Annotated in this window: 25 protein-coding genes and 1 tRNA gene; 14 read left to right on the top strand and 12 right to left on the bottom strand. The window is 67.7% G+C overall.

All coding sequences use genetic code 11. The annotated features are described in order from the left end of the window. Nucleotide 1 precedes the first annotated feature (1 nt). The 4 genes from C5C07_RS05055 (at nt 2) to C5C07_RS05040 (ending at nt 3,839) form a co-directional block, all read left to right on the top strand. A complete protein-coding gene (locus C5C07_RS05055; protein WP_115804671.1) occupies nt 2-2,431 on the top strand; it encodes a heavy metal translocating P-type ATPase in 2,430 nt (809 codons plus the stop codon). Between the two features lie 66 nt (nt 2,432-2,497). Further along, on the top strand, nt 2,498-2,818 hold the full coding sequence (locus tag C5C07_RS05050; protein WP_004972360.1) for a hypothetical protein: 321 nt from the start codon (nt 2,498-2,500) through the stop codon (nt 2,816-2,818). Nucleotides 2,819-2,848: 30 nt separating this feature from the next. Beyond that, the gene (locus C5C07_RS05045) at nt 2,849-3,325 is read left to right on the top strand and encodes a universal stress protein (protein ID WP_004972363.1); all 477 of its coding nucleotides are present in this window, start codon (nt 2,849-2,851) and stop codon (nt 3,323-3,325) included. Between the two features lie 73 nt (nt 3,326-3,398). Further along, nucleotides 3,399-3,839: a pyridoxamine 5'-phosphate oxidase family protein gene (locus C5C07_RS05040; RefSeq protein ID WP_004972367.1), complete on the top strand. Its 441-nt coding sequence runs from the start codon at nt 3,399-3,401 to the stop codon at nt 3,837-3,839. Nucleotides 3,840-3,923: 84 nt separating this feature from the next. Here the strand turns inward: C5C07_RS05040 and yqeC are convergent, their stop codons facing one another. Together yqeC and fdhF are read right to left on the bottom strand one after the other, a co-directional pair. Further along, entirely contained in the window at nt 3,924-4,682 is a 759-nt protein-coding gene (gene yqeC / locus C5C07_RS05035; RefSeq protein ID WP_004972368.1) for a selenium cofactor biosynthesis protein YqeC, read from the bottom strand. Continuing rightward, nucleotides 4,675-6,717, bottom strand: a complete 2,043-nt coding sequence (gene fdhF, locus C5C07_RS05030; protein ID WP_115804670.1) for a formate dehydrogenase subunit alpha — start codon at nt 6,715-6,717, stop codon at nt 4,675-4,677. The genes yqeC and fdhF overlap by 8 nt, the downstream gene beginning before the upstream one ends. A gap of 95 nt (nt 6,718-6,812) precedes the next feature. On the opposite strand from fdhF, the gene C5C07_RS05025 reads away from it, so the two are divergent. Next, on the top strand, nt 6,813-9,668 hold the full coding sequence (locus C5C07_RS05025) for a cation-transporting P-type ATPase (protein WP_115804669.1): 2,856 nt from the start codon (nt 6,813-6,815) through the stop codon (nt 9,666-9,668). Here the strand turns inward: C5C07_RS05025 and C5C07_RS05020 are convergent. Beyond that, complete coding sequence (locus C5C07_RS05020; RefSeq protein WP_004972373.1) at nt 9,643-10,359, bottom strand: TVP38/TMEM64 family protein; 717 nt, start codon at nt 10,357-10,359, stop codon at nt 9,643-9,645. The two genes, C5C07_RS05025 and C5C07_RS05020, sit on opposite strands and share 26 nt — an antisense overlap. A gap of 78 nt (nt 10,360-10,437) precedes the next feature. Between C5C07_RS05020 and C5C07_RS05015 the strand changes: the two genes are divergently transcribed. After that, the gene (locus tag C5C07_RS05015; protein ID WP_004972377.1) at nt 10,438-10,878 is read left to right on the top strand and encodes a universal stress protein; all 441 of its coding nucleotides are present in this window, start codon (nt 10,438-10,440) and stop codon (nt 10,876-10,878) included. Nucleotides 10,879-10,929: 51 nt separating this feature from the next. Here the strand turns inward: C5C07_RS05015 and C5C07_RS05010 are convergent, their stop codons facing one another. Next, nucleotides 10,930-11,358 (bottom strand): universal stress protein, encoded by a 429-nt coding sequence (locus tag C5C07_RS05010; RefSeq protein WP_004972379.1) that lies wholly within the window; start codon nt 11,356-11,358, stop codon nt 10,930-10,932. Nucleotides 11,359-11,535: 177 nt separating this feature from the next. Between C5C07_RS05010 and C5C07_RS05005 the strand changes: the two genes are divergently transcribed. The 3 genes from C5C07_RS05005 to C5C07_RS04995 all read left to right on the top strand — a co-directional run bounded on the left by C5C07_RS05005 (nt 11,536) and on the right by C5C07_RS04995 (nt 13,497). Then, on the top strand, nt 11,536-12,006 hold the full coding sequence (locus C5C07_RS05005; protein ID WP_004972383.1) for an HTH domain-containing protein: 471 nt from the start codon (nt 11,536-11,538) through the stop codon (nt 12,004-12,006). A 339-nt stretch (nt 12,007-12,345) separates the two neighbouring features. Continuing rightward, entirely contained in the window at nt 12,346-13,332 is a 987-nt protein-coding gene (locus tag C5C07_RS05000; RefSeq protein ID WP_115804668.1) for a class I SAM-dependent methyltransferase family protein, read from the top strand. 92 nt (nt 13,333-13,424) lie between these two features. Continuing rightward, nucleotides 13,425-13,497, top strand: a tRNA-Thr gene (locus C5C07_RS04995). 289 nt (nt 13,498-13,786) lie between these two features. On the opposite strand, the gene C5C07_RS04990 is transcribed toward C5C07_RS04995, so the two are convergent. The 3 genes from C5C07_RS04990 to C5C07_RS04980 form a co-directional block, all read right to left on the bottom strand. Beyond that, nucleotides 13,787-14,224: a Rieske (2Fe-2S) protein gene (locus C5C07_RS04990; protein ID WP_115804667.1), complete on the bottom strand. Its 438-nt coding sequence runs from the start codon at nt 14,222-14,224 to the stop codon at nt 13,787-13,789. 279 nt (nt 14,225-14,503) lie between these two features. Next, the gene (locus tag C5C07_RS04985; RefSeq protein WP_004972506.1) at nt 14,504-14,713 is read right to left on the bottom strand and encodes a hypothetical protein; all 210 of its coding nucleotides are present in this window, start codon (nt 14,711-14,713) and stop codon (nt 14,504-14,506) included. 82 nt (nt 14,714-14,795) lie between these two features. Next, nucleotides 14,796-15,338 carry a DoxX family protein gene (locus tag C5C07_RS04980; protein ID WP_004972507.1) on the bottom strand — a complete coding sequence of 181 codons (543 nt, stop codon included), beginning with the start codon at nt 15,336-15,338 and terminating at the stop codon, nt 14,796-14,798. Nucleotides 15,339-15,487: 149 nt separating this feature from the next. Between C5C07_RS04980 and dph5 the strand changes: the two genes are divergently transcribed. Further along, nucleotides 15,488-16,297 carry a diphthine synthase gene (dph5, locus tag C5C07_RS04975; protein ID WP_115804666.1) on the top strand — a complete coding sequence of 270 codons (810 nt, stop codon included), beginning with the start codon at nt 15,488-15,490 and terminating at the stop codon, nt 16,295-16,297. Nucleotides 16,298-16,358: 61 nt separating this feature from the next. Here the strand turns inward: dph5 and artA are convergent, their stop codons facing one another. The 3 genes from artA to C5C07_RS04960 form a co-directional block, all read right to left on the bottom strand. Then, entirely contained in the window at nt 16,359-17,279 is a 921-nt protein-coding gene (gene artA, locus C5C07_RS04970; protein ID WP_004972511.1) for an archaeosortase A, read from the bottom strand. Between the two features lie 161 nt (nt 17,280-17,440). Further along, nucleotides 17,441-19,981, bottom strand: a complete 2,541-nt coding sequence (locus C5C07_RS04965; RefSeq protein WP_394338702.1) for an ArtA-dependent S-layer glycoprotein — start codon at nt 19,979-19,981, stop codon at nt 17,441-17,443. 269 nt (nt 19,982-20,250) lie between these two features. Then, nucleotides 20,251-21,030, bottom strand: coding sequence for a VOC family protein (locus C5C07_RS04960; protein ID WP_049904940.1), 780 nt, complete (start codon nt 21,028-21,030; stop codon nt 20,251-20,253). Between the two features lie 135 nt (nt 21,031-21,165). Between C5C07_RS04960 and C5C07_RS04955 the strand changes: the two genes are divergently transcribed. Further along, nucleotides 21,166-22,608 carry an MATE family efflux transporter gene (locus tag C5C07_RS04955; RefSeq protein WP_050458808.1) on the top strand — a complete coding sequence of 481 codons (1,443 nt, stop codon included), beginning with the start codon at nt 21,166-21,168 and terminating at the stop codon, nt 22,606-22,608. 7 nt (nt 22,609-22,615) lie between these two features. Here C5C07_RS04955 and C5C07_RS04950 read toward each other — a convergent pair whose 3' ends face one another. After that, nucleotides 22,616-23,095 (bottom strand): TIGR04206 family protein, encoded by a 480-nt coding sequence (locus tag C5C07_RS04950; RefSeq protein WP_004972515.1) that lies wholly within the window; start codon nt 23,093-23,095, stop codon nt 22,616-22,618. Further along, nucleotides 23,092-24,201, bottom strand: coding sequence for a GTP-binding protein (locus tag C5C07_RS04945; protein WP_004972516.1), 1,110 nt, complete (start codon nt 24,199-24,201; stop codon nt 23,092-23,094). The genes C5C07_RS04950 and C5C07_RS04945 overlap by 4 nt, the downstream gene beginning before the upstream one ends. Nucleotides 24,202-24,358: 157 nt before the next feature. On the opposite strand from C5C07_RS04945, the gene C5C07_RS04940 reads away from it, so the two are divergent. The 3 genes from C5C07_RS04940 to C5C07_RS04930 all read left to right on the top strand — a co-directional run bounded on the left by C5C07_RS04940 (nt 24,359) and on the right by C5C07_RS04930 (nt 25,424). Then, nucleotides 24,359-24,562, top strand: coding sequence for a hypothetical protein (locus C5C07_RS04940; protein WP_050458807.1), 204 nt, complete (start codon nt 24,359-24,361; stop codon nt 24,560-24,562). Nucleotides 24,563-24,607: 45 nt separating this feature from the next. Beyond that, nucleotides 24,608-24,973 (top strand): cox cluster protein, encoded by a 366-nt coding sequence (locus C5C07_RS04935; protein WP_115804664.1) that lies wholly within the window; start codon nt 24,608-24,610, stop codon nt 24,971-24,973. A 91-nt stretch (nt 24,974-25,064) separates the two neighbouring features. Continuing rightward, nucleotides 25,065-25,424 (top strand): DUF6684 family protein, encoded by a 360-nt coding sequence (locus C5C07_RS04930; protein WP_049904941.1) that lies wholly within the window; start codon nt 25,065-25,067, stop codon nt 25,422-25,424. Nucleotides 25,425-25,500 lie beyond the last annotated feature (76 nt).

The following is a 25,500-nucleotide window of genomic DNA, read 5'->3' as shown; positions in this document are numbered from 1 at the left end:
GATGTCGACCACGACGCGGTCCCGCGGGTCGGCCGGCGCCGGGAGCGACGCCGACGCCGAGGGCTGTGACCTCTGCGGACTGCCGACGCCGACGCCGCCCGTCACCGGCGACGACGTGTCCGGCGAGTTCTGCTGTCGCGGCTGTCTCGAAATCACCCGCGCGCTCGGCGACGCCGCGAGCGCCGACCCGGAGACGGTCGAGCGCGAACTCGCGGGCGGGGCCGACGAGGTGCCCGACGACGCCGAGCGAACGTACATGGCCGTCGACGGGATGCACTGCGCCACCTGCGAGGCGTTCGTCTCCGGGACCGCGCGGACCTGCGAGGGCGTCTACGCCGCGGAGGCCAGCTACGCCAACGACATGGTCCGGGTCACCTACGACCCGGAGACCGCCGACTTGGACGGCCTGTCGGGGACGCTCGCGCGCTACGGCTACGGCACGCGCGACCCCGAGGAGCGCGAGGCCGCCGAGCGGTCCGACAATCAGGTCGCCCGGTTCGTCATCGGCGGCGGCGTCTTCGGCATGATGGTGATGCTGTGGTACGTCCTGTTTCTGTACCCGACCTACGTCGGCGTCCAACCGGTCGTCGAACTCGGCGTGTTCGACGGCATCTACATCCTCGGCAACATCTGGGTGATGACCTCCATCGTCCTGTTCTACACCGGCTTTCCCATCCTCCGCGGGGCGCTCGTCAGCCTCCGCGCCGGCCAGCCGAACATGGACCTGCTCGTCTCGCTGGCGGCGACGAGCGCCTACGTCTACTCGACGGCCGCCGTCCTCGTCGGCGAGACCCACGTCTACTTCGACGTGACCGTCGCAATCATCCTCGTCGTCACGCTCGGCAACTACTACGAGGACCGCATCAAGCGGAAGGCCGCCGGGATGCTCTCGGACCTCGCGGCCTCCCGCGTCTCGGAGGCCCGGCGGCGAGTCGCCGGCGATGCCGACGGCTCCGGCGACACCGCCGTCGAGATGGTCGCGCTCGACGCGCTCGAACCGGGCGACCTCGTGGAAGTCCGGCCGGGCGAGCGCGTTCCGGTCGACGGAACCGTCCGCGAGGGGACCGCCGCGGTCGACGAGGCGCTCGTCACCGGCGAGTCGATGCCGCGGACGAAACGCCCCGGCTACGACGTGCTCGGCGGGACCGTCGTCACCGACCGCCCGCTCGTCGTCGCGGTCGGCGAGGACGCGACGAGCACGCTCGACCGGCTGGTCGAACTGCTCTGGGACATCCAGAGCGCCCGCTCGGGCGTCCAGCGCCTCGCCGACAAACTGGCGACCATCTTCGTCCCGACGGTGCTCGTCCTCGCCGCCGTCGCCTTCGGCTGGACGCTGTTCAGCGGCGGCACGCCGACGGACGCGTTCCTCGTCGGTCTCACGGTCCTCATCGTCTCGTGTCCCTGCGCGCTCGGCCTCGCCACGCCGCTGGCGGTCGCCTCGGGAATCAAGGAGGCCGCGAGTCGGGGCATCGTCGTCGCCTCCGAGGCCGTCTTCGAGGCCGTCCCCGACGTGGACGTGGTCGTCTTCGACAAGACCGGGACGCTCACCGACGGCGACATGGCGGTCCTTCGGGTCGTCGGCGACGAGACCGCCGCAGTCGCCGCGGCCGCCGCGCTGGAACGCTTCTCCGCCCACCCGCTCGCGACCGCCGTCGTGGAGGCGGCCGAGGACGCCGGCGCGTCGGTTCCCGAGGTCTCGGCCGATGGCGTGACCGTCCACGACCGCGGCGTCTCGGGCGAAGTCGACGGCGAGCGCGTCGTCGTCGGCCACCCCGACCTCCTCCGCGACGAGGGCGTGACGCTCGCGCCGGTCCACGAGACCGCCGTCGAGGCCGCCCGCGACGAGGGCGCGGTCCCGGTCGTCGTCGGATGGGCCGGGCGCTCTCGGGCGGTGCTCGTCGTCGGCGACGAACCGCGGGCGGCGTGGGACGACGTGGTCGCCGCCGTCGCCGAGGGGGGCCGCCGCGAGGTCGTGGTGCTCACGGGCGACTCCGAGCGCGCCGCGCGACGCTTCCGCGACCACCCGGACGTGACAGACGTGTTCGCGGGCGTCCCGCCGGAGGCGAAAGCCGAGACGGTCGAGCGCCTCCGAACCCGGGGGACCGTGGCGATGGTCGGCGACGGGAGCAACGACGCGCCCGCGCTCGCCGCCGCCGACATCGGCATCGCGCTCGGCACGGGGACGGACATCGCGGGCGACGCCGCCGACGCGGTGCTCGTCGGCCGCGACATCGACGCGATACCCGAGGTGTTCTCGCTTTCGGCCGGGGTGAACCGCCGCATCCGCGGCAACCTCGCGTGGGCGTTCGGCTACAACGCGGTCGCCATCCCGCTGGCCGCCCTCGGCGTGCTCAACCCGCTTTTCGCCGCCGTCGCCATGGGCACGTCGAGCCTGCTCGTCGTCGCCAACTCGGCGCGGTCGCTCGACTGAGACACCTTCTCGAGACGGTCGCCGAAAGCGGACCAATCAAGTCGCTCCGTCCCGTCGGGAACGATAATGACAGACGACCCCTTCTCGCTCGCCGTTCCGGAGGGGTGGACCGTCGAGACCGACGTGGACACCGACGAGGCGAGCGCTAAGACCGTCTACGAGTCGCCCGACTCGGACCGACGCGTCACCATCACCGAGTTCGCGCGCGGGCTGACGCTCTACTGGTGGGTCGACATCTTCGCGTTCGCCGACGGGGAGTGGCACCGCCGGGAGGTCGGCCTCGGCGACTCCTACCGAGACGCGGACGCCGTGAGCGACGCCGCACAGGACGCGCTCGACCGACTCTCGGTGTCCGGCGAGCGGGTCGAATCGATAGCCGACGACTGATTTATCACGGCCGCCGCACGACCGGCAGACATGTATCTCGTCGCCTACGACGGCTCCGCGCTGGCGAACGCAGCGCTCGACAGGGCCGCGCGGTTCGCATCGGCAACCGGCCACGACGTGCTCGCCGTCGCCGTCGTCCCGGACGATTCGAAGTACGCCGTCGAGGCGGGATGGGTCCCGTCACGGGAGGTCTTCGACCGCCAGACGGTCGTCGGGGAACTCCACAAAACCGCGGTCGACATCGCACCGTCGGCGTCGTTTCGGGCCGTGTCGGTCGGTCGAAACCCAGCCCCGGGGAACATCGTCGCGGAACTCAAAGCGGTCGCGTCCGAGACTGACGCGAGCGTCATCTTCGTCGGCAGCGGGAACGCTGGCCGCGTCATCGTCCCGCTCGTCAGCGTCGGCGGGAACGTCGCGAGCGACGACTCCCACGACGTGCACATCGTCCGCCACGCGTCCCCGGAAATCCACAGACGGTTCCCGAAGTCGCACTTCTATCTCCCCTGAATCCCCGACCCGTCGTCCAGCGAACTCGCCTCGCGCACCACCGTTTCATGTGTCGCGGCCGCGAACGTCACGTATGCGAGATATCAGGTACGTCTACACCGTCGGGACCGACCCCGAGACCGTCACCGAACGGCTTTCGAACGCCTCGTCGGGCGTGCTGTCACTGGCCGACGGCGGGCGCTCCTACGCGATTCCCGCGCACGTCTCCTACGACGCCGACGGCGGTCGACTCCTGTTCCGCCTGACCGACGACGGGCGAAGCGAGAAGTTCGCGTTCATCGAGGAGACCGAGGAGGCGACGTTCGTCTGCTACGAGGACGCGGGCAAAGACTCGTGGAGTATCATGGCCCGCGGGCCGATTCGCGTCCTCCCGGACGACGAGCGCCCCGACGCGACGACTATCAACGAACTGTTCGGCGGCGTCCGGGTGTTCGACGAGGAGGTCGACGACCTCGAGTTCCACCTCGTCGAACTCGAACTCGACGAGCTGACGGGCCGCGAAACCGCCAGATAAGCCGCCTCGCGGCCGAGCCCCGCTCCCCGCTGGCAGGAGCCATCGCGGTGCGGTAGAAAGAGCCCTCCGGGACCGGGAGCCGGGTCAGTAGAACCCGACGACCGGCTCGTCGGCGGCGAGCGACGTCGCCACCACTCGGTCGACGCGCGGGTGTTCACAGAGCCACCTGGCGATTTCCTCGGCCGTCTCGGCCAGTCGCTCGTCGTCGACCATGTTGAGCACCGGGACGACCCGCGCCGTCTCGGGCACGTCTTTCATCCCACCGCAGTCGTTCGACAGCACGGCGGCCACGTCCCACTCGGATATCGGGTCGCCGACGGCCGTGCCCGACACGTCGGAGACGAGTTCCGGTCGGTGGACGCGCTCGTCGGAAAGCGGCTCGCCGACGACCCGGACGCTGGCGACCGGGCAGACGAGGTCCGCCGTGTCGGGGAGTTGCGGTTCGTCCTCGCCGGGGGCTTTCAGCCAGCGCGACCGCGCTCCGTCGGCCTTGACGAGCACCACGTCGTCGGTGGCGCGCGCGACTCGGTCGACCGTCGCCGGGTCGTAGCCGCGGTAGCGGTCGGAGCGCTCGCGCTCCGGAACGACGCCGAGCGGGCGGGTCGGCGTCTCCGCGACCGCAGTCTCGGGGTCGTCCGTGACGATGACCTCGGCGACCTCGTCGTCGAAGATGGGGATGCGGACGGTGCTCGTGACCACGCCGTCGAGGTCGCGGGCGAGCCGGTAGAGAAGCGACTTCTTGCCACCCGCGCCGACGGCGCAGACGAGGTCGTCGGGGCCGATGCCGAGCGCGTCGGCGAGCGTCGGGGGCGATGTAGACGACGCGAACGGTTCGTCAGTCATCGGCGGCCACCTCCGGCTCGACCGCCACGCGGACGGCGCTGTGTTTGTACTCGGGAATCTTCGCCACCGGGTCGAGCGCGTCGCCCGTCAGCCGGTTCACGAGCGGGTCGGCGTAGTGGAACGTGGCGAAGACGGTCCCGCGGCGGACCGCGGGCGTCACCTCGGCCGCGACCGTGACACCGCCGCGGTCGTTTTCCACGCGCACGGTCGCGCCGTCTTCGATGCCGCGAGCGGCGGCGTCGTCGGGGTGAATCTGTAGGGAGTCCTCGCCGCGCATCCGCATCAGCACGCCCGACCGCCGGGTGAGCGCGCCGCTGTTGAAGTGTTGGAGGACCCGCCCCGTGATGAGTACGAGTTCGCCGTCGGCGGCGGGGTCCGCCGGGTCGACGTGTTCGACCACCCGGAACGGGGCGGTCTTCGACCCGGATTCGAACGCGTCGGCGTGGAGAATCGCCGTCCCCTCGGTCGCGCCAACCGGGAACGGCCAGCGCTGGCTTCCCGTGCCGATGCCCTCGTAGGACATGCCGGCGTAGATGGGCGTCACCCGCCGGAGTTCGTCGAAGACGCCCTCGGGGGTCGCGGGCGCGTCGAGGCCGGCCACGCGGGCGGCGAACTCCCGGAGGATATCGAGGTCGGCGCGGGCGTCCCCCGGCGGCGCGACATTTCGGTTCATCCGGATGACCTGTCGGTCGGTGTTCGTCACCGTCCCCGACTTCTCGGCCCAGACGCTCCCGGGAAGCACCACGTCGGCGAACTCGGCCGTCTCGGTCGGGAACACGTCGTGGACGACGCAGAAGTCGAGCGCCTCGAACGCCTCGCGGACGCGGTTCGCGTTCGGCTCGGTCACGGCGGGGTTCTCGCCGAAGACGTAGGCCGCTCGCACCTCGTCGCCGAAGCGGTGGGTCGCTTCGACCTCCGTGAGTCCCGGCAGGGCGGGCGGTTCGAACCCCCACACGTCGGCGACGGCGGCGCGGGCGTCGTCGTCGGTGACGGGTCGATACCCCGGCAGGACGTTCGGAAGCGCGCCCACGTCGCCCGCGCCCTGCACGTTGTTCTGCCCGCGGAGCGGGTTGACGCCGGTGCCCGCCTTCCCAACGTTGCCGGTCAGGAGCGGGAGGTTGATGAGCGCCTGCACGTTGTCGGTGCCGTAGTGGTGTTGGCTCATTCCCATCCCGGTGAAGATGGCCGCGCGGCCCGCCTCGCCGTAGGCTCTCGCGGCGGCGCGGAGGTCGTCGGCGTCGATGCCGGCGCGCTCGGCTTCCGCGTCGATATCGAGTCCCGAGAGGTGCTCGCGGAGCGCCTCGAACCCCGTGGTCCGCTCGGCGACGAACGCCTCGTCGACCAGTCCCTCCTCGACGACGACGGCGGCCATCGCGTTGAGAAGCGGGATATCGAATCCCGGCCTGACCGGGAGGTGGATGTCCGCCGCCTTCGTCGTCTGGTTCTCGCGGGGGTCGACGTGAATCATCGTCGTCCCCGACTTGAGCGCCGGAAGCAGGTACGACCGGAAGATGACCGGATGCTGTTCGGCGGGGTTCGCGCCGGTCACGAGGAACACGTCGGCCTCCCCGAGGTCCGAAAGCGAGTTGGTCATCGCCCCCGCGCCGAATCGGTCGCCCATCGCCGCCACCGTCGAGGCGTGACAGAGCCGCGCGCAGTTGTCGATGTTGTTCGTCCCGAGCGCCCGCGCCGCCTTCTGGAGCAGGTAGTTCTCCTCGTTCGTGCAGTTCGACGACGAGAAGAAGAACACCGAGTCGGGGCCGTGGTCGGCGACGGCGCGCGAGAACTCGCGTTCGATGCGGTCGAACGCCTCGTCCCACGTCGCCTCGACGAGCCGGCCGTTCACTCGCACCAGCGGGGTGGTCAGGCGCTCGTCGTGTTCGACCACGTCCCACGCCGCGGCTCCCTTCGGACAGAGTTCGCCCCGCGTGTTGACCGGGCCGTTCCACCCGACGGCGCTCCCCCGGTCGGCGTCGTAGCGGATGCCGCAGCCGACGCCGCAGTACGGACAGACGCTCTCGTTCGGTTCCGCCACCCGATTAGACACGCTGACACACCACACACATGGTCGAACGTGTGGCCCGAACGATATTCATCGTACCGCCGGCTTCGGCGGCGTGAAAATCGCCGGTGGACATACGTCCGCTCGTGTCGTTCGGTCGAACCGTGCACGAGCAGGCAACCGCGCATCGGGAGTCGGAGGACGCGAGCGGACGCGAGGACGTCCCGTGGCACGCGCTCGAACGCGAGGCGGCGCTGGAGCGACTCGAATCGAGCCGCGAGGGCCTCGACACCGACGAATCCGTCCGCCGACTCGACGAACACGGTCCGAACGAACTCGCCGACGAGGAGGGCGTCTCGCCGTTTTCGCTCCTCGTCTCGCAGTTCACCGGGCCGCTCATCCTCCTGCTTTTCTTTGCCGCCGGGCTCTCGCTCGCCGTCGGCCTCCTACCCGGCCGCGACCCGGGCTACACCGACGCGGCGCTCATCCTACTCATCCTGCTCGGAAACGGCCTGTTCGGCTTCGTGCAGGACTACCGCGCCGAACAGGCGCTCGCGGCGCTCCGGGAGATGGCGACGCCGGACGCGACGGTTCGACGCGGCGGCTCGATTCGGGCGGTCCCCGCGACCGAGGTCGTCCCGGGCGACGTGGTCGTCCTCGAAGCGGGCGACGCCGTCCCCGCCGACGCCCGCATCATCACCGCGGCCGACTGCCGGGCCGACGAATCGACGCTGACCGGCGAGAGCGTCCCGGTGGACAAGGCGGCCGACCCCGTCGAGGCCGACGCGGCGCTTGCCGACCGGGGGAGCGTCCTCCACGCCGGGACCACCGTGGTCAGGGGCCGCGCCGAGGCCGTCGTCGTCGCCACCGCGATGGACACCGAACTCGGGGCCATCGCCGACCAACTCGGGCAGGCCCGCCAGCGCGAGACGCCGTTCGAAATCGAGGTGGACCGCCTCGGCCGCCGCATCGGCGTCGGCATCGTCGCGCTCATCCTGCTCATCGCGGCGGTCCAGCTGTTCCTCACCGCGACCGACCCGGTGGTCGTGCTCCTCGTCGCCGTCACGCTCGCCGTCGCGGCCGTCCCCGAGGGCCTCCCGGCGGTCGTCACGCTCACCCTCGCGCTGGGGTCGCGGACGCTCATGGAGCGCAACGCGCTCGTCCGCAACCTCGCGGTCGTCGAGAGCCTCGGCGCGGTCGACTACATCGTCACCGACAAGACCGGCACGCTGACCGAAAACCGCATGACCGTCACCCGCGCGTGGCTTCCCGACGACCGGACGGTCGAACTGGACGGCGGTTCGGCGTCGGCCGGGACGGCCTCCGGAGACGGCGGCGCGTCGACCGCGGCCGACTCAGTATCCACGGCCGACTCGGCATCGGCGACCACCGCGGACCCGGAACCCAACTCGGACCCGGCGCTCGCGGCGCTCCTGTCCTGCGGGGCTCGCTGTAACGACACCAAGGAACTCGACGACGGAGCCCACCGGGGCGACCCCACCGAGGTCGCGCTCGTGAACGCCGCCGCCGACGCGGGCCTCGACGGCTCGCGCGACCCCGACGAGAGGCTCCGCGAAGTCCCCTTCACCTCCGAGCGAAAGCGCATGTCGGTCGTCGTCGACGCGTTCGACGCGCCCGGCGACGGCCCCGTCGCGCTCGTGAAGGGCGCGCCCGAGGAAATCGTCGCGCGGTGCGACCGCGTCCTCGTGGACGGCGAAATCGAATCACTCACCGACGAGCGCCGCGAGCGCGTCGAAGCGACCGTGGCCGCCTTCGCCGACGACGCCCTCCGCGTGCTCGGGTTCGCCTACGCGCCCGGTGCGGACCCCGACGACGACGACGAGACGCTCGAATCGGGACTCGTCTTCCTCGGGTTGCAGGGCATGACCGACCCGGCGCGCGAGGGCGTCGCCGAGGCGGTCGCCGACTGCCTCGACGCCGGGGTTCGGGTGACGATGGCGACCGGTGACACCCCGCGGACGGCCCGCGCCATCGCCCGCGAGGTCGGCATCGACGCCGACTCGGTCGTCACTGGCACCGAGGTGGCCGCCATGGACGACGAGGAACTCGGCCGGGTCGTCGAGGAGACGAACGTGTTCGCCCGCGTCGCGCCCGAGCACAAGGTCCGCATCCTCCGGGCGCTCCAGGACGCGGGCTACACGGTCGCGATGACCGGCGACGGCGTCAACGACGCGCCGGCGCTCGGCAACGCCGACGTGGGCATCGCCATGGGCGACCGCGGGACGCAGGTCGCACAGGGCGCGTCGGACGTGGTACTCCGCGACGACAACTTCGTCACCATCCGGGACGCTATCGCGGAGGGCCGCGGCATCTTCGACAACATCCGCAAGTTCGTCAACTACCTGCTGTCGGCGAACGCCGGCGAGGTGTTCGTCGTCTTCCTCGGGACGCTCCTCGGCGCGGCGCTGTTCCCCGCGGTGTTCGCGGCCGAGTCGGCGCTCGTCATCACGCCCGTCGCGCTCCTGTGGCTCAACCTCGTCACCGACGGCTTCCCCGCGCTCGCGCTCGGCGCGGACCCCAAGTCGGACGACGTGATGCGCAGGCCGCCGCGCCCGCGCGACGAGGGCGTCCTCGACCGCCGGACCGTCGCTTCGATTCTCGGCATCGGCGTCGCGCTCACCGCGACCGGACTGGGCGTGTTCTTCTACGCGCTCTCTCGGTCCGGCGACCTCGTCGTCGCCCAGACGGTGCTTTTCACCTTCCTCGTCACCGCCGAGTTGGTCCGCACGCAGTCGGTGCGGCTCCGCTACCGGCTGTCGCCGCTCTCGAACCCGTGGCTCCTCGGCGCAGTCGGGCTGTCGCTCGGGCTCCACCTCGTACTCCTCTACACGCCGGTCGCGGACCTCTTCGGCGTCGTCCCGCTCGGGCTCACCGAGTGGGGCTGGGTCGCGGGCGCGTTCGTCCCGTTCCTCGCCGCGAACCTGTGTCTGGTGTGGCTCAACGACCGGCTGTTTGCCCAGTGAGCGACCCGAGCGCGCCCATGAGCCGGTCGCGGTAGAGGTAGCCGAGGACCGACGCACCGAGCAGCGCGCCGACGAAGACCGCGGTGAGTTCGGCGTTGCCGTCGGCGGCGGCCGCGCCAGCGAGGTTCACGAGCAGGAAGCCGGGGAGCCGACCCACCGCCGCGACGAGGACGACCCTGCGGACCGGGATGTCGGTGAGGCCGGCGGCGAAGCAGATGGCGTCGTCGGGGAGGCCGGGAACCAGAAACACGAGAAAGAGGACGGCCAGCCCGTGGGTCTCCATCGCGTCGTCGAACACCGAGAGCGCGTCGGCGGTGACGACGCGTTCGACGTACGGGCGACCGAGAGACCGCGCGATTCCGACGGCGAGCGCCGTGCCGAGGACGATGCCGACCATGCTGTAGACCGTCCCCCAGAGCGCGCCGAACAGGTAGCCGCTGGCGAACCCGAGCGCCTGTCCGGGGATGGGCGCGACGAGGACCTGCGCGATCTGCACGCCGACGAACGCGAGGGGGGCGAGCGCGCCGAACCCGAGGAGCCACGCCCGCAGCGCGGTCGGGTTGGCGAGAAACGGGAAGCGGTCGACCAGCGTCGTGCCGGCGAGCGCGACGACGGCGACGACGACGGCGGCGAGCGCGAGCGTCCGCCACCGGTCGCGCGGCGACTCGAACAGTTCGGGGACGGATAGCACGGATGGCCCCTCGCACGCCGCGGAGAAAAACCCGGCGCGGGAGCGTTTTTGTGTCGAGATGACGTAGGAATAATCGTGATGGATACGATTCTCGTCGCCGTCGACGGCTCGCCGCTGTCGAAGCGAGCGTTCGAACAGGCCCTCGCGCACGCCGATTCGACGGTCGTCGCCCTGCACGTCATCGACCCGACGGACCCCGGCTACAGCGCGCCGCTCGACGTGGATATCAGCACGGAACCGCTCCACGGCTCCGAGGAGTGGTACGAACGCGCCGACGAACTCGCGGCCGACATCTTCGACGAACTCGCGGCGCTGGCCGACGGGAGCGGCGTGGAACTCCGGACCGAGACCCTCCGCGGAGACCCCGCGCGGACCATCGTCGACTTCGCGCGCCGGGAGGGCGTCGACGCCGTCTACCTCGGCGGCCACGGCCGCGCCGGCGAGACGGACCTGCTGTTCGGCAGCGTCGCCGAGTTGGTCTCCGGCCGTGCGCCGATGAGCGTGATGGTCGTCCGCTGAGGGTCGCCACTCACGCCTCACGGCTCGTCTGCCAGTCCCGAGCGACGCACCTCACTCGTCGTCGTCAGCCGGCGGCACGCACAGCACCGGAACGTCAGAGAGCCTGACGACCCGCTCCGCGACGCTTCCGAGCAGGTATCGCTCCAGCCCGCTCGTCCCGTGGGTGCCCATCACCACGAGGTCGATGCCGCGTTCCTCGCCGTAGTCGACGATTGTCTCGTGCGGCAGGCCGACCCGAATCTCCGTCTCGACGGGCACGTCGCGGTCGGCCGCCAAGTCGGCGACGACGCCGACGGCCGCCTCCCCGCGCGTCCGGGAATCGCCGTCGTCGACGGGCGCGTCCGCGTGTCCGGTCCGAACGTCGACGACGTAGAGGACGTGGAGCGCGGCCCCGTAGGTCGCCGCGAGGTCGACCGCGTACTCGGCGGCGCGGACCGCGTGGTCGCTGCCGTCGGTCGGGACGAGGATGTGGTCGAACATGCCGTCACAGACGCGCGCCGAGCGAATAAAACCGAACCCGGTCGCCCGGGCTTCGGCCTCCGGTCACCTCACGGCCGACCGAAGCCTCGCCACCACCGTCTCGATTCCCGGCCACCGGGAAGGAAGAGTCCGCCTTATGTCCGGAGCGAGCGTATCGTAATCCGGGTGGTGAGGAGCATGCAGACCGACCAACAACGGAGGGTAGAACTGTGGATTCGTCCGATTCGGGACGGCCTCGGCGAGGAACACCAGACGCTGGTGGTCCGACTCGAACGGCTCGCGGACGAAGGGCTCGTCGACGACGTGTGCGTCCGGACGTGGGGGCGCGAGGTGGATGTCGAGTCCGACACCGCGCCGACGAAACGAGACGCGGTCGTCCGCGAGCGACTCGCCGAGTGTCGGCTGTGGGCGCGAACGGAAGGGGTCGCGCTCCCGACGCTCGACGAGCGGGCGACGGTCGGGTCGGGCCGAATGGGCCCCGAACACGACGCGGTCGTCCTTCCGCCGACGCTGGGCGTCGTCTTCCGCGACGACGAAATCGAGGCCGTCTATCCGCACGAGCGAGACGATGGGACTCGAACGCTCGCCGACTGGGTCGAGACCGCCGAGTCGTTCCTCGGTATCGACCGCGAGCACGTCGAGGTGTAAGCGGGGACGAGTCTCCGACTCGTGGCTACGAAAACAACGCCACCCGGTCGAGACGGTCGATTTTCGAACGATGTGTTCCGCGAGAAACGTCGCCATCGACGGACGCGATTCCGGCGGCGTACGCCCGAATCACTCGCCCCAGACTCGGTACCGGAAGTGGGCCCGGGCAAGGCCCGACCGTGTCAGAGGCACCCCACTCGAACGACGACTGTCGTCGAGAGTGTGGGCGAATCATCGTTTCCTCGCCAGTCATCTATACTTGGTCCCTGATACATCAGGGTCGTATATACGTCCGGGGCGAAGCGTCACCCTTACTCGGAGCCGTGTAGTGGTGGGGGTATGAACGTCCCCTGCGTCCGCGTGCCCCGCGAGTCCGGCGAGGCGGCGCGCCGGCGCCTCGCCGACGCCGGCCTGCTCGACCACGACCACGAGATTACCGTCGCCGAGGGGACCCTCTACATTCCCGTCGTCGACGCCGACGCCGTCCCCGACGACCTGACGGTCGTCGACTACGAGCCACCCACCCGCGAGACGCAGACCACGCCCGCCGACCTGCTCGGCTTCGAACCCTCGTACGAGCGACTCGGCGACATCGTCATCCTCGACGAGGACGACCCCGACCGCGCCCGCGACATCGCCGACGCCATCGTCGCCTCGGACCTCAAGGCCGAGACCGTCGTCAACCGCGCCTCAAAGGTCAAAGGCGAGCTCCGCGTCCGCGACTGGGACGTGCTCGTCGGCGACTCGACCGAGACGGTCCACCGCGAGTACGGCCACGAGTTCCGGCTCGACATCGACACCGTCTACTTCTCGCCGCGGCTGGCGACCGAGCGCCACCGCGTCGTCGAGGCGATTCGCGAGGGCGAGCGCGTGTTCGACATGTTCGCCGGCGTCGGCCCCTTCGCGGTCCCCGCCGCCGCCGCGGGCGCGGAGGTCGTCGCCTGCGACCTCAACGAGGCGGCCGTCGAGTACCTCCGCGAGAACGCCGAGCGGAACGACGTGGCCGACCGACTCACCGCGATTCACGGCGACGTGCGCGAGGTCGCCGCCGACTACGAGGGCTGGGCCGACCGACTCATCATGAACCTCCCGCACAGCGCCAGCGATTTCCTCGACACGGCGGTCTGCCTCGCGAGCGACGAGTGCGTGATTCACCTCTACGACATCCAACACGAGGACGACCCGTTCGGACCGGGACTGGCCGCCGTCCGCGCCGCCGCCGAGCCGGCGTACGAGGTCGAAGTCGTAACCGAGCACGTCGTCCGGTCGTACGCCCCCCACGAGTACAACGTCTGTCTCGACGTTCGCCTGACGAAGCGGACGTGAGCGGGCTGGTGCCGAACGGCAGACACCGGGTTGATTCGCAAGTCTTAATTACGTAACCGGGGTACGGAAGAATGCGTTCGAAAGCCCACCGCGCCGGTGTAGCTCAGCTGGCAGAGCGATTCCTTCGTAAGGAATAGGCCGAGGGTTCAAATCCCTCCACCGGCTCTTTCTGCCGAACTCAAAACCCAGAGATGATGGTCCATCCCGCAGCAGCCGCGTCAGAACCACGCGCCCATCTCTGAGTAGTTGTGGACGCTCCGAAAAGGCGAGCGTCGACTAACCCGTTCGAGTAGTCGCCGTGCGAACGGCGGTCAGCCCGCGTCGAAACGTCCTCGAACTCGAACCCGAGCCGGACCTAAGCGCGTCGAGACCCGAGCGCGTCTTCTCGCCCGGTTCCGACCAGTAGGCAACCACTGCACCGACGGTCGCGGCGACGGGGCGTCGCAGGGGCGGCCTAAAATCCGATGTGTGACGTCGAACTCGGAATATCGTCGTCATCCTCGGCGTCCTCGTCGTCTCGGGCCGCGCCCTCGTAGAGATAGGTGTACTCGTCGTCAATCAGGAAGACGCCGCCGTCGGCGACCGTGACATCCACCTCGGGGAGACTGGTACCGGCCGCCTCGCCGTTTTCGCACGCGCCGGAACAGCCGTCGAACATCGACCCGTGTTTCGGGCAGATGATCTCGCCGTCGCGCATCGCCGCACCGGTCCCGCGGTCGAACCGCTGGTTCTCGTGGGTGCACGTGTTCGGCCACGCTTCGATGCCCGACTCGTCGTCGCATCGGACGAGGATGAGCTCTTTCGTCCGCGAATACGCGTCCTCCGCGGTGAACAGGTACGACCCGTTTTCGGGGACGTCGTCTACGGCCGCGACTCGGGTTCCATCGACCATCGGACACAGCTATCGACCGGGTCGAAAAGTAGCTATCGGCGCCGGCGAAACGGGTGCCCGAACCGCCTCCGTCGGCTACGCCGAGGTAAACCGGTCCCAAACGACCCGACAGTCGCTACAGAGGAATCCGGTGAACTCGTCTACCGCGTGTCTCCGAACCGTCGTATCCCGTCCGCACCGTTCACACCACATACCCACTCGTTCGGCGGAATATCGTATTGTTATGAATCTCATATCCGCTGACTCGACGCTCGGCGGGGCTGGGGTGCGGAATGTCGGTCAGCGGTCCCCGTCGAGGTTCACACCGCAGACGCCCGCTTCGTCGCCCATCTTCTCCACGCCGGGTGCGAACCGTCCCAACTCCCACGTGGGGTCGTGTCCGGTCTCCGCGCGGTGTTCTTCGATTCGGAGACGCGCGTCGGCGAGCTTAGAGAAGTGTTCTTCGAGGCCGCACGTCGGACAGGAGACCGTCGCACGAGGTGTCGACATCAGTCGAACGAAACGCGGCAGTCGAGAAAGTTCCGTCGGGTTCGGCGCCGGGGGCCAAAGAACGGTCGCTGGTGCGCGGTCGTCAGCCCATGACGAGACTCATCCACCGGTTACGCCGCACGAACTCCATGTTTTCGAGGTAGGCGTCGACGCCGAGGATACGACCCGCACCGAACGCACCGAGACCGAACAGCAACACCGCGTAGACGATGTGGTCGTCGACGACCCAGCCGTGAGCCAGCGGCAGTCCGGCGAGGATGCCGCCTTCGAGCGCCGCCGCCCAGTAGAACAGCATCATAACTGCGCCCCAGAAGGCGCTAAATCTGACGAACGCGCCGAGGATGAGCGCCAATCCCGCGAGCGTCAAGCCCCACATGTTCAGCATGTCGATGAGCGGGCTCCCCGCCATCGAACTCCACAGCCCCATCAGGGGGTTCCCCGCGGGAATCGCGTTGGCGAGGTAGCCCGCCGCGGTCCAGTTGTTCGAGGGGTCCGCATCGAGGTACGTCACGAGCTTCGTGATGCCGCCTTGGAACAGCGTCCACCCCATCACCACTCTGAGGAGGAAAAGCGAGTAGCCCACCCACCGCTCCGAGTAGTCGAACCGTACCGGTCGTCCGAACATCTCCGTCTCTAGTGTGCGGCTGTCGGTTGCCATGCAGAGGTGATATTTTCCGCCAAACTACAATAGTGTGTTGGACAATCTCAAACAATGGGCATCGTCGTCTCGTCGGAGGTCACGCCGCTTATCATCGCCCGCGACAGAGGACGGACATGCTCACTTTCATCGGCCTCGGGCTGTACGACGAGCGCTCCATCACCGTCGAAGGGCGGGAGGCGCTCGCGGACGCCGACCGCGCCTTCGCGGAGTTCTACACGAGCCACCTCGTCGGCGCGACCGTCGAGGAACTCGAAGCCTACCACGACATCGACATCGAGGTCCGCGACCGCGCCGGCGTCGAACAGGACCCCGAGCCGATACTCAACGCCGCGGAGGACGATCACGTCGCGTTCCTCACCGCCGGCGACACGATGATTTCGACCACGCACGTCGACCTGCGCCTCCGGGCCGAAGAACGCGGTATCGAGACGCGACTCGTCCACGGCGTGACCGCCCAGTCCGCCGCCAGCGGCCTGACTGGACTCCAGAACTACCGCTTCGGGAAGGCCGTGACGCTCCCGTTCCCGTACGTTCACGGCGGCGACCCGGTGCCGAAGAGCGTCGTCGACTCGCTCGAAGCGAACCGCGAACTCGGCTTGCACACGCTGGTCTACCTCGACATCAAGGTCGACTGGGAGGGTCGTCGCGGCGTCGAGGTCGACGGCGACCAGTACATGACCGCCGACTACGCCGCCGAACTCTTCGCCGAACACTGGGACGGCGACGCCCTGGGCGTGGCCGTCTGCCGGGCTGGGAGTCCGGACCCCGTCGTCGCGGCGGACCGGCTGTCGGCGCTCGCCGAGCGCGACTTCGGCGAACCGCTGCACATGCTCGTCATCCCCGGCGAGGTCCACCACGTCGAAGCCGACGCGCTCTCGGCGCTCGGCGGCGCGCCCGAAGAACTGTTCGACGACGAAAACTGAGGCGAGACGAGAATCGAACGAGAACGAGAACGAAACCGGAACTACGTCCGCACGGAGCCGACTACGCCCGGCCGTCGAGGCCCAACTCACTTCTGAGGTCGTACTCCTCGCCGGTCACCATATAGAGCACGTCTTCGATGACGGTGAGGAGTTCCGGCACCTCTTGGACGACGAGGTACGTGATGCCGACGAGGGCGACGACCGCGAGCGCCTGGCTGATGATGCGGTCGGAGATGAAAAACGACACCATGTAGGGGTCCGACGAGCCGAAGAGGAACAGAACCTCGTCGACGAACCACTGGAAGTACTGTTTGCCGACTGAGATGGTGATGAACGTCGTCCGCAGTAGGTTCAGCGCGTAGATGATGGGAACGGCGATAGCGAGTCCGCGGAGCTTCCGTCGCATCGGGGCGTCGACGGCGGCGATGAGCCCGGCGAAGATGGCGATGCTACCGAGACCGGTACAGGCGAGGACGACCGAGATTTCGATTCGGTGAGAGCCCTGCATCCACAGGAACGTGTTCAGATAGCCCTCGTCGCCGGGAATCATCTGGGGGGTGTAGCCCAGCGACTCGATGAGGAAGCGCGTCTGCGCCGCGACGGACTCCATGAGGACGCCCCGCGGGGCCGGGATGGTCGTCCCGAACAGCGTCAGCGCGGGAATCGTCTCGAAGGGAAGGTAGACCACGCCCATGGCGGCGACGGCCCGCGAGAGAACGAACAGCGTGTCGCGGCCGTTGTAGAGGAGCCACCCGGCGTAGAGCGACGCCGGGACGGCCGCGATGGTCAACAGCCCCTCGATGTAGCTCTTGTGAACGAGCGTGAAATGCGGGATGAGTTGGAGCCAGAAGACCGCAAACAACACCCACGCTGCGGTCATCACCCGCCGTCCGAGCTCGCGGTCTCGCCCGTTGGCGACCGCGCCGGCGACGAAGGTACCGATGACCAGCCACGCGAGGACGTCGGAGAGGAGACCGGGCATACGTGTTCGATGCGGTGGAGCGAATAAATCCCTTGTCGTTCCGGGCGTCGAATCCACGCGACCGTTGGGTCGACCCGAACGCGCAGCGCCGCCGCTGTGTGGGCGGTCGATAAAGAAGTGTTGAGGGGACCGGGAGAACCCCGGTGGTGGATTAGCGGTCGTTAGTTGTCGCGGCGGACTGCGAGGAGTGCCGCGGCGACGAGGGCGACGAGGGCGACAACGACACCGAAGCCAGGCGTGCTGGACTCGGTGGTCTCCTCGGTCGCTTCCTCAGTCGGCTCTTCGGTCGCGGTTGCCGTTTCCGTGGGCTCCTCGGTCGACTCTTCGGTGGTGGTCGTTTCCGTGGATTCCTCGGTGGTGGTCGTTTCCGCGGCCGTCGTCGTCTCCATGGCTTCGCCGACGATGCCGTCAGCGGTCGCATCGTCAGCCGTGCCGGAGTCGACGGAAGCCGTCACTTCGAACGTGTCGTTGAGGTTCTGCTCCGAGAAGTCGAACGCGGAGGAGAACGTGCCGTCGGCCTGCACGTACACCGAAGCGGTCTTCAGGAAGCGCGGCTGGGTGTCGCCGTCGGAGGTCACGCGGATGGTGAGTTCCGTACCGGGGGCGACGGTGGCCGTGCCCGAGATGGACTGCTCGGCGGCGTTACCGACCGCGAACTCGTCCTGGTCCAGTTCGAGTTCGGGGGTGACGACTTCGAACTCGTCGGATGCCGACTCGTCGTCTTCGGCGAGGTCACCGTCTTCGAGGACGGTGAACGTCGCGTTGAACGCGTCGTCGTCCTCGACTTCGTAGAGCGTCGAGGTGTTGTCGTAGTAGTCCGTGCGCGAGGCAGAGACGTCGTCGAGGTCGTAGACGATGAAGTACGTGTCGTTGTCACCGTCAGCGATGATCGTGGCGCTCGAGCTGTTGATACCCAGAACCTTCGCGTCGCGGTTCGGTCCGGGGTTCGTCTGCTCGACCGTGAGGTTGAACTGCGTGCCCGAGAGGGCGTCGAAGTTCGACGCGTCGAACGCGCCTTCGAGGCCCGTCGCGGAGACCTGCGTGACGACGACGTCGCCGTTAGCAAGCGAGTCCGTCTGCGTCAGGTTCTCGTTCTCGATGGCGTCGTAGACGTCTTCGGTCTCGGTGAGGTCAGCGCCCGTGGGTGCCGTCCAAGTGGCGACACTGTCGGTGCTGCGGTCTTCGAGGACGAGCGTCGCGACGTTGTCGGCCTCGCCGCCGGTGGCGACCTCGAGGTCGTAATCGCCGGCGTCGAGGGTCTCACCGCTCGGGATATCCGTGGTGATGTCCTCGACCGTGTACTCGTCGTCGCTGTCGTCAACGTCGAACGAGGAGGTCTTCTTCGGTGCGTAGCTGTTGAACAGAAGGACGACCTCACCGTCGTCGTTGTCGTCTTCGACGGTGACGTTCGCGCTGTAACCGAGGCTGTAGTCACCGATGGTGACCGTCCCGGTGTCCGTGCCGTCGAGCGTGACGGTGATTTCGGCGACGTCGCCGACCTGTTCGTTGATGACGGACGACGCGAAGTCACCCGTGGAGTCCTTGGCCTTCGAGACGGTGACCGTGTCGGACTCGAGCGTGACGCCCGTGAAGGCGTCAGTCGCCTCAATCGTGTACTCGCCAGCGTCGACCGAGCTCAGGTTGAAGTCGGCTTCACCCTGGCCGTTGAGCGTAACGGTCGTCTCGGTGTCCTCGACCTCGTCGCCGTCGTCGTCAAGTGCGACGATGTCGACGGTGCGGTCGCCCGCGTTAGCCGAGACGGAGCCTTCGATACCGTCCTTGGTCGTGATGTTGAGGTCGTCGACGGTGAGTTCGAGACCGAGGTCGCGAACGTCAACCTGCGCCTTCTGGGCGCCGCCGACCGTGAACTGGTACGTGTCGAGGGTCTTGCCGTCCGTGTCGAAGACGAAGACCTGACTGTTGGGGCCAGTGGAACCGGAGAACTGGTAGTTGTTGTCGTCGTCAGCGCCTTCGACTTCGACGTCGGTGTCCACCGCGCTCGCGACGACCGCGACGTTGGAGCCCTGGTAGGCCGTGTTGTTGGACTCGTTTGCGACGTAGATCGGAGCGAAGGTGACGTCCTCAGTCGCGGTGGCCGTGTTACCGGACGTGTCCGTCACGTTGTACGTGACTTCGAGGTCGTCGGTGTAAACCTGGCTGAGGGTGACGTTGACTTGGCCGCTGGAGACGGAGACGGACTGCGAGAGGTTGGTCTCGCCGTCCGTGACGTTCATCTCGTTGACCGTGACGGCCTCGTCGAAGGCGACTTCGACCTTCGGCGTGCCATCGTCGAAGTGGGTGGCGGAGTTGAAGTCAGCAGGGTTGGCGGCGGTGATCTCCACAGTATCGTGAACATCTTCCTGGGTGCCTACAGCGAAGGAGCCGGTTTCGACGGCCGAAACGTTGTAAGTGCCAGCAGAGATGTTGGAGTAGACCGAAATACCCGTGATACTGACCGTGTCGCCACCAGTGTAGCTGGTGTCACTTGCGGACGGTTCAGAGGCGTTGTAATAGCCGTCACCGTTCACGTCAATCCATGCGTGCAGTCCGGGGCTGTCCCCGCTGGTGTCGTCCGTGACATCAACGGCAACCGTTGCGGACGGGCCCTTGTCAACCGGCGTCGTGGTGACGTCGGGAGAGGAAGCCGCCGCAGCGGCAGTGCCCGTGAACGCGATGGACCCGGCAAAGACCGAGAAAACCATCAGCGCAGCGAGCAGAACCGCGCGAACTTGTTTGTTTGCTGTCATTGTTATAGATGAGTCTATAAGCGGCGAAGCAGCTTTTTCCCGTACGCCCGTGGGTAGTCGGGCGGGGGGATTACTCGCTGATTTTCACCTTGGGTAGGGGTACGAAAGCGACTCTCCGGAGATTGGATAAATACTTTGTGGAATGTCTCTCCGTGGAGAGCGTCGAGAGACGAGTACTGTTCAGCGAATAAACAGAACCGGCGGTGTGTTAGAAATTCTACCTGTTATTCCGGTGACTCGAAGTCGGCCGGGATGACTTCGATTTCGTGGCCGTCGGGGTCCTTGGTGAACGCGAACATGTCGTCGCAGGACTCGGGGTCGCGGTAGTCCTCGGCCTCGCGCTCCATGAGCGTCTCCCAGTAGTCGTGGAGGTCGTCGGCGCTGACGGCGAGGTGGCCCCACGCGTCGCCCATCTCGTAGCTCCGGCCGTCGTAGTTGTAGGTGAGTTCGACGGCCATCGCCTCTTCGGCCGCGCCCTCGGGCTTCATGAAGTAGTTCGCGAAGGTGTCGGACTCCCAGCGGCCGGTGTGCTCGTAGCCGAACTTGCGGGTCCAGAAGCCGAGCGCCTCGTCGGCGTCCTCGACGCGAATCATCGTGTGGTCGAGGCTCCACTTCGCGCCGTGGTCGCGCTTGACGATTTCGACCTCGTGGCCGTCGGGGTCCTTGACGAACGCGTAGCGACCGCCGCAGGACTCGGGGTCGCGGTAGTCCTCGACGCCCTCGTCCATGAGCTGCTGGTAGGAGGATTCGAGTTCGTCCTCGGGGACGCGGACCGCGATGTGGCCCCACGCGTCGCCCATCTCGTAGGTGTGGTCGCCGTGGTTGTAGGTGAGTTCGAGGACCGCGCCCTCCTCGTGGAGGTCCTCGGGACCGAGGTAGACGTTAGTGAACGTGTCGGCCTCCCAGCGACCCTTCTCCTCGTAGCCGAGGTGGGTCGTGTACCAGTCGAGCGACTCCTCGAGGTCTTCGACGCGAATCATCACGTGGTCGAGGGTTCCGGACATACCCGAGTGATGTGTCGCGCCGGCGAAAAACGTACCGAACGCGGAACCCACCGTCGATGGTTGCCACACGCCGTCTACCGGAACTTTCGGTCCGTTACGTGGTGCATAAGTACTCCCCGAAGTTACGATTCGGCAGTGTTCCCGGTCCCCAATCCCGTTCGCCTCCTCATCCTCGGCATCGGGCTGGCGCTCGCCCGACTAGGTCTCCTCGACCGCGAGCGCGCGGTCCGCATCGCCGACCTCTCGTGGCCCCGCGTCGTCACCGGCATCGCCCGGATGTCGAAGAACGCCGTCGACGTGGCGATGGTGGGTATCGCCTCCGGGACCGTCGCCATCACCGGCGTCGGGTTCGCCGGGCCGTACTGGGGGCTCGCCTTCGCACTCGGCGGCGGTATCGCCGGGGGGACCATCGCACTCGTCTCCCAGCGCTTCGGCGCGGACGCGATAGACGAGTTAGGACTCGCGGTACGGTCGAGCGCGCTCTTGACCGTCGTCGCCACGCTCCCCGTCACGGCCGTCTTCTGGCTGTTTCCCACCGAACTCATCTCCGTGCTGAGCAGCAACCAAGGAGCCATCGAACTCGGGGCGGCGTACCTCCGAATCGTCGGCCTCGGCGTCCCCTTCGCCGGCCTGAACCTCATCGGGAGCCGGGTCCTCGTCGGCAGCGACGACGCCTACACCGCGATGACGCTCCGCGCGAGCGGCGCGGTCATCAACATCGTCCTCAACGCGGTGCTCATCTTCGGCCTCGACATGGGCGTTGAGGGCGCCGCCCTCGGGACCGTCCTCTCGAACGTCGTCGTCGCCGGCGCGTTCGCAGTCGGCCTGTCTCGCGGGTCGCTTCCCGGGGTCGGCGCGTTCCCCGTCACCATCGACCCCTTCGGGTCGTTCGTCGACCCCCGGACGCTCGTCGACCTCGTCAAAATCGGCCTCCCCGTGATGGGTCGCGGGCTCGTCTGGACGGTCGCCGAGTTCCCGATGCTCGCCATCCTCGACAGCTTCGGGCCGGACGTGGTGGCGGCGTTCGTCATCGCCCGCCGTATCTGGGGACTGATGAACACCCCCGGCTGGGGATTCGGACTGGCGTCGTCGAGCCTCGTCGGGCAGGCGCTCGGCAAGGACGACGAGCAGACCGCCGAGGCTTACGGCAACGAAGTCATTCGGTTCGCCGTCGCCACGTACATCGTCTCGGCGGCCCTCGTGGCGATATTCGCTCGCCCCATCGTCCTCGGATTCGTGGACAACCCGGCTGATCCGGCGGTCCCCATCGCCATCGACCTCGTCTACGTCGCCTGCATCGCAGTCATCTTACAGGGCGTCTCCGGCGGGTCCGCGGGTCCGCTCGACGCCAGCGGCGACACCCGCTGGACGTTCGGCAGCCAGTTCGTCGGGATGTTCCTCGGGTCGATTCCGCTCACCTACATCGGCTCCGTCACTTCGCTTGGGCTCGTCGGACTCTATCTGGCGTTCCTCGCCGAGACGACGATTCCGGCGGCGCTGAACTACTACCGCTTCAAAACGGGGACGTGGAAGGCCGTCAGTCGAAACTACCGGCCCAAGACGGCCGCGGACGACTGAAGCGGCGTCACCGCGGGTCGCGCTCGCTCGCGCGCGACCAATACACGAACCCCGCCACGGCCCACAGGAGGACGGTACCGACCGGCCACGCGGTCCGTCCCGGTTGGACCGAAAACCCGCGGGCGACCTCTAACTGAGTCACGCCGGCGAGGGCGAGCCCGGCCGCGGTGAGTCGAACGTCCTCGCGGCCGAACAGGACGCCCGAGAGCGCGCTTCCGAGCGCGACGGCGTAGCAGGCGACGCCGACCGGCCACACGAGGATGTAGTCCGGAAGCCCCATCGTAAAACGCAGGAAGAAGTCGGTTATGGTCGTCACGCTCCCGGTCGAGGGGCCGACGAGCCCCCACGGGAACAGGAGCGTGAGAGCCCCGGTCGTGAACGTCTGGACGGACCACGGAACGAGACCGAGGACGAAGACGAGGAGTAGCTGGAGTCGGCGGCGCGCGGACGACCGCGAAGCCGACCGGGTCGCCGGGTCGGTCGTCACCGCTGGGCGATGATGCGGAGCACGTCCTCGTCGGCGAGGACGTGGTCGCGGCCGACCTGCTGGTCGTCGTGTTTCGCGCTCGGCCCGGAGACGCGTGCGAACCGGAACCGCTCGTCGAGTTTGGCCCCGAGTTCGTGGATGGCGTCGTCGATGGTGTCGCCCTCGCGGAGGACGAGCGGTTCGTCGTAGTCGACACCGCGGCCGGGCTTGTCCATGTAGATGCGGATGAGCCCGAGGGCGTCCCAGATCTCCTCTTTCAGCGCGTCGAGACCCTTCTCGGCCTCGGCGCTGATGAACGTGACCTCGTCGGGGTCGAGGCCGATCTCGCGGAGGTTCTCCTCGACGGTCGGGAGGTAGTCCTTGTCGATGAGGTCGGCCTTGTTGACGGCGACGATAGACGGCAGGTAGACGCGGTTTTTCATGATGCCGTCGACGAGTTCGTCGATGGTCGTCTCGCCGCGGAGGGTCACCTCGGCGTTGACGAAGCCGTGCTCGCGGAGGATGCCCTTGATGGTCTCCTCTTCGAGGTCGACGCTGTCGCTTTTTGTCACGTTGATGCCGCCTTTGCCCTTCTTGTTGATAGAGAGGTTCGGCGGGGACGTGTCGAGCCGAATCTTGTTGTTGTAGAGTTCGTGTTTCAGCCGCTCGTAGCGCTCTATCTCGAACACCGAGAGCATGAACACGACGAGGTCGGCGGTGCGGACGACCGAAAGGACCTCCTTGCCGCCGCCGCGACCGCCAGCGGCCCCCTCGATGAGGCCCGGCACGTCGAGTATCTGGATGTTCGCGCCCTTGTACTTCAGCATCCCCGGATTCACGTTGAGCGTCGTGAACTCGTACTCGCCCGTCTCGCTGTCGGCGTTGGTGAGGGCGTTGATGAGCGTCGATTTGCCGACGCTGGGGAAGCCGACGAGCGCGACCGTCGCGTCGCCGGTCTTCTCGACGGCGTACCCTTGGCCGCCGCCGGCCGAACTCTGGTTTTCGAGTTTCTCTTTCAGTTCCGCGAGTTTCGCCTTCAGCCGACCGATGTGCGCCTCGGTCGACTTGTTGTACGGCGTGTTAGATATCTCCTCGCGGATATCTTCGATCTCCTCCTCCAGTCCCATCGTCAACAGTTCCGCCGCGTCCGTCGAAAAACCCTTTCCTTCCGCGCGGCGGATTTCGACGCGCCGACGCGTCGGGTACCGTGGTAGTCTCGCGTGCGCGAACAGACAAGTATCGGCACGGTTATACACGACCCCTTCGACCGCCCGATGAACACCGATGCCCGACCCTCGGACGCTCCGCGATAGCACGCAAATCGTGCTCCCGTGCGACCTCTTGGAGAGCGTGCGCGACGACCTCGAAACGGAGTTCATCGTCTCCGTCCACCGAAAGGACGGCGGCACGTGCCGAATCATCGGGAGCCCGGTCGAGATTCGTGCGGTCAGTGACTTTCTCGCGCGACAGGGCATCTCCCTCCGCTAGTCTCGGTTCCGAAGGGCTTGTTACCACACAGTCCAACGGACGGGTATGGACGAAGCGCCGGGACTTTCCGACCAGTACCGCACGGCCAGTCCGTGGCCCGTGTTCATCGCGCTCGGGATACCCATCTCCGAGTTGGGTCTGTTGTTTGGCCTGTTTCCACTCGCCGTCGGCGGCCTGCTCCTGTTCGGCGGGAGCGTCGTCGGCATCCTCAAGGAGTCCGGCTACGTCACCTCGACGATTCGCGCAGTCACCGCGCTTGCGGCCATCTTCCTCGCGTTCGGCGCGGGACTCGCGTTCACCGACCTCGCCCTCGTCACCCGCGGCTACGCGGTCATCGCGGCCGCGATTCTGCTGGTGGTCGGCGGCGTCGTCTTCGAACTGTTCGTCCGCGAGCAGCGACAGACCTTCTGACCGCCGCGGACGCCCACGCGACCGTCCCACCCCGCCCCGACCGGACGAGAAACCAACAATCTATTTGAACAGCGTCCCCGACTGTCTCGATATGGCAACCAAGACGTTCGACAAGGAGACCATCCTCGACCTCACGGTCAACATGGTTCCGCTGGCCATCATCCTGTTTTTCGTGGTGGCTTTCACCTTCGTCAATCCGTTTGGGTTCGAATCGCTCACTTCGGGGCTCCAGTACACGCTTCTCATCGCGCCGTTCGTGCTCCTCGCCGCGCTCACCTACCTCTCGGGGAAGGCCATCGCGGGCTCCGAGAAGGAAGGCACCGTTTACGCGCCCGGACAGGCGACCGTTCCCGGCGCGAAGCCGCTTCACGAAGCGGAGGGCGAAGAGACGGCCGAACTCGAAGAATCGACGGATGACGACGCCGTCGAAGCCGCGGACGAGACGGCTTAAAGCACCTCGAATCGCAGGGCGGTCCCGAATCTTTCATTACCCTGCACTACTCAGGCACTTCCATGGAGGTTAACGG

The sequence above is a fragment of the Haloferax sp. Atlit-4N genome (assembly GCF_003383025.1).
In the GTDB taxonomy this organism is placed as follows: domain Archaea; phylum Halobacteriota; class Halobacteria; order Halobacteriales; family Haloferacaceae; genus Haloferax; species Haloferax gibbonsii.
Note: the sequence above shows the minus strand (reverse complement) of the source record. Positions and strands in the feature narration are given on the sequence as shown.

Coding starts and splice junctions, on each gene's coding strand:
- C5C07_RS04990 (WP_115804667.1), bottom strand. CDS start 14,224: ATGGTCGATGGAACCCGAGTCGCGGCCGTAGACGACGTCCCCGAAAAC.
- C5C07_RS04965 (WP_394338702.1), bottom strand. CDS start 19,981: ATGGTTTTCTCGGTCTTTGCCGGGTCCATCGCGTTCACGGGCACTGCC.
- C5C07_RS05050 (WP_004972360.1), top strand. CDS start 2,498: ATGACAGACGACCCCTTCTCGCTCGCCGTTCCGGAGGGGTGGACCGTC.
- C5C07_RS04985 (WP_004972506.1), bottom strand. CDS start 14,713: ATGTCGACACCTCGTGCGACGGTCTCCTGTCCGACGTGCGGCCTCGAA.
- C5C07_RS05005 (WP_004972383.1), top strand. CDS start 11,536: ATGCAGACCGACCAACAACGGAGGGTAGAACTGTGGATTCGTCCGATT.
- C5C07_RS04935 (WP_115804664.1), top strand. CDS start 24,608: ATGGACGAAGCGCCGGGACTTTCCGACCAGTACCGCACGGCCAGTCCG.
- C5C07_RS05000 (WP_115804668.1), top strand. CDS start 12,346: ATGAACGTCCCCTGCGTCCGCGTGCCCCGCGAGTCCGGCGAGGCGGCG.
- C5C07_RS05045 (WP_004972363.1), top strand. CDS start 2,849: ATGTATCTCGTCGCCTACGACGGCTCCGCGCTGGCGAACGCAGCGCTC.
- dph5 (WP_115804666.1), top strand. CDS start 15,488: ATGCTCACTTTCATCGGCCTCGGGCTGTACGACGAGCGCTCCATCACC.
- C5C07_RS04940 (WP_050458807.1), top strand. CDS start 24,359: ATGCCCGACCCTCGGACGCTCCGCGATAGCACGCAAATCGTGCTCCCG.
- C5C07_RS05040 (WP_004972367.1), top strand. CDS start 3,399: ATGCGAGATATCAGGTACGTCTACACCGTCGGGACCGACCCCGAGACC.
- C5C07_RS05055 (WP_115804671.1), top strand. CDS start 2: ATGTCGACCACGACGCGGTCCCGCGGGTCGGCCGGCGCCGGGAGCGAC.
- C5C07_RS04930 (WP_049904941.1), top strand. CDS start 25,065: ATGGCAACCAAGACGTTCGACAAGGAGACCATCCTCGACCTCACGGTC.
- C5C07_RS04980 (WP_004972507.1), bottom strand. CDS start 15,338: ATGTTCGGACGACCGGTACGGTTCGACTACTCGGAGCGGTGGGTGGGC.
- C5C07_RS04960 (WP_049904940.1), bottom strand. CDS start 21,030: ATGTCCGGAACCCTCGACCACGTGATGATTCGCGTCGAAGACCTCGAG.
- C5C07_RS04945 (WP_004972516.1), bottom strand. CDS start 24,201: ATGGGACTGGAGGAGGAGATCGAAGATATCCGCGAGGAGATATCTAAC.
- yqeC (WP_004972368.1), bottom strand. CDS start 4,682: ATGACTGACGAACCGTTCGCGTCGTCTACATCGCCCCCGACGCTCGCC.
- C5C07_RS05010 (WP_004972379.1), bottom strand. CDS start 11,358: ATGTTCGACCACATCCTCGTCCCGACCGACGGCAGCGACCACGCGGTC.
- C5C07_RS05015 (WP_004972377.1), top strand. CDS start 10,438: ATGGATACGATTCTCGTCGCCGTCGACGGCTCGCCGCTGTCGAAGCGA.
- artA (WP_004972511.1), bottom strand. CDS start 17,279: ATGCCCGGTCTCCTCTCCGACGTCCTCGCGTGGCTGGTCATCGGTACC.